Source organism: Photorhabdus hainanensis (assembly GCF_018448965.1).
Classification (GTDB): Bacteria; Pseudomonadota; Gammaproteobacteria; order Enterobacterales; family Enterobacteriaceae; genus Photorhabdus; species Photorhabdus akhurstii.
Genome location: NZ_RCWD01000087.1, coordinates 1 through 2,435 on the forward strand (window position 1 = coordinate 1; position 2,435 = coordinate 2,435).

Below are 2,435 nucleotides of genomic sequence, written 5' to 3' on the forward strand. Positions count from 1 at the left end.
TAAGCTCAAAATTTTGTTCTGGGATACCAATGGCTTCTGGCTCTACTACCGCCGGCTGGAAAAAGGCCGCTTTCAGTGGCCCGCTCCGGTGTCAGACGGCACGGTACACATTACACGCCAGCAACTGAACTGGCTGTTATCGGGGCTGGCGTTAGCACATCCCCGCGCGCATCAGCCCTTACGGGGATTAAAAGTGTGAGCGGTGACACTGATCCTGTTTTGGGACTTGCACGATCCCGTTGCGCTGTCACACTCAGGCTTTTCCCCTGAGAGCCTGAGTGATGACTGACCTGCCCGATGATATTGACCAACTGAAAGCGCTCGTTTACCAACTTCAGGCCGATATTCAGGGCAAAGAGCGGCAGATCGCCCTGTTGCTTGAACAGCTCAGCCTCAGTAAATCCAAACGTTTCGGCAAACAGAGCAAAAAAGCCGATAAAGGCACTTTCAATGAGGCTGAACAGCAGGATAGCCTGCCTAAACCCGCACCCGCGCATCACAAAAAAGGCCGCCAGCCTTTGCCCGCCGGGCTGGCGCGGGAAGCTCAGCGCCATACCCTGAATGCGCCGCACTGTGACTGTTGCGGTGAACCGTTGCATGCCTGCGGAGTCGAAACCGCTGAAACCCTGAAAATCGTGCCGCAGAAAGTCAGCGTTATTCGTCACGAGCGCACGAAATATGCCTGCCGGCAGTGTGAAAAGACACAGACGCACAGCAAAATTATCACGGCACCCGCGCCGCCCAGTCTGTTGCCCGGACGATTGCCAGCCCGGATACCCAGGCTGCGATAGTGACCGCCAAATATGTCGATGCACTGCCGCTGTACCGTCAGGCAGATATTTTAGCCCGTTCCGGTATCGAGATAAGCCGCAGTACGCTGGCGAACTGGTGTGTGCAGCTCGGCCGTAAAGTACATGTACTGGTCGAACAAATGCGGACGCACTTGCTCAATGACCCCCTGATTTGTGCGGATGAAACGCCGGTACAGGTACTCCACGAAGCGGAGCGTCCGGCGCAGAGCAAATCCTATATGTGGGTCTATCGCAGCGGCGAATTTGTCGCCCAGCCAGCGGTGATTTTCGATTACCAGCCGAGCCGCAGCGGGCGCTGTGTGGCTGATTTTTTGGGCGATTATGCGGGCTACCTGCTGACCGATGGGTACGCGGCTTACGATACGCTGAAATCGGTCAGACACGCCGGGTGCATGGCGCATGCCCGTCGTAAATTTACCGAGGCCCAGAAAGTTCAGCCGGGTAAAAAAGCCGGACGCGCCGAACAGGGGCTGACTTTTATCGCCCGACTGTACGCCATTGAGCGGGAAGCCCGACCATTCAGCCCGGATGAACGACGGCGATTACGACAGGAAAAAGCGACACCGATTCTGAAAGACTTCTACGACTGGCTGACCGAAGCCAGCCGGACAGTGTTACCGATAAAGTGCCATCGGCACGGCGATCACGTATGCCCTGAACCAATGGCTGAAGCTGATTGTCTATCTGGAAGACGGTCATATCAGTATTGATAACAACGTCACTGAGCGGGATATCCGCCCGTTCACGACCGGGCGTAAAAATTGGATTTTTTCCACCTCACCTGACGGTGCCTTTGCCAGCGCCAACTTATACAGCCTGGTGATGACCTGCCGGGCCAATGACATTAATCCTTATTTTTATTTTCGGCATATTTTTACGGAACTTCCCAAACGCCATTCTGATGATTCATTGCACGATCTGTTACCGTGGAATGTCAACATCAGCGACATTATGTAAACTGCACTGCTTAATTGGGCGCTTACTCTCAATCTTGCAGAAGAACTCGGTAATGTATTCAGAGCCTGTAAAGTTATGGGTGTATCAAGAGATAATTGATACCGTTATCAGCAGTTGGTTGAAACGGGTAGTATTGATGCTCTGATTAACCAGAGCTGCAGAACACCGAACTTAAAGAACCATGTTGATAGTGAAACTGAACAAACCGTTATCAAATACGCCATCGACTTTCCAACTCATGGACAAATCAGAACCAGTAATAAATTACGTAAACCGGGCGTGTTTATCTCTCCAAGTGGCGTACGCTCAAATCTAATAATGCGCATGATGAGTCGAGCTTAGAGCAAGACTGCAAAGATATGCTGACAAGACCAAACATTACCTTCATCAATAATCTACTTAAGAACAATCGTAAAGAACAACTAATCAAAAGTAACCTAGCAAACCGAGCGTCACTCTATTTTTTGGAAGGAAAATTATCTTTTTTGAAGGATCAACTCTGAGGGCGTTCAGAATTCTGTGTCACGCTAATTGAGCGGTTACAACGTTATCACATTATCCAAACGTCCTTCAAAGTAAATATAGAGTTGCGACAGCGTTAGATTCCAGCTCTGTATTGGCATTGTCCATTTTTCCTGTGCATTGAGAAGCCCCAGATAAAGCAGT

General features: G+C 50.7%; 1 protein-coding gene and 3 pseudogenes. 3 read left to right on the forward strand and 1 reads right to left on the reverse strand.

Annotated features, from left to right (window positions below):
• From tnpB to EAE92_RS23880, 3 genes and pseudogenes are all read left to right on the forward strand, one after another.
• Positions 1-199: IS66 family insertion sequence element accessory protein TnpB (gene tnpB, locus EAE92_RS23870; protein WP_214069836.1), on the forward strand; the 199-nt coding region annotated here is incomplete at its 5' end.
• Between the two features lie 82 nt (positions 200-281).
• Positions 282-1,769: pseudogene (gene tnpC / locus EAE92_RS23875) on the forward strand (IS66 family transposase).
• A gap of 6 nt (positions 1,770-1,775) precedes the next feature.
• Positions 1,776-2,078, forward strand: a pseudogene (locus EAE92_RS23880) (helix-turn-helix domain-containing protein); the annotation flags it as partial.
• 230 nt (positions 2,079-2,308) lie between these two features.
• Here EAE92_RS23880 and EAE92_RS23885 read toward each other — a convergent pair.
• A pseudogene (locus EAE92_RS23885) lies at positions 2,309-2,435 on the reverse strand (IS256 family transposase); the annotation flags it as partial.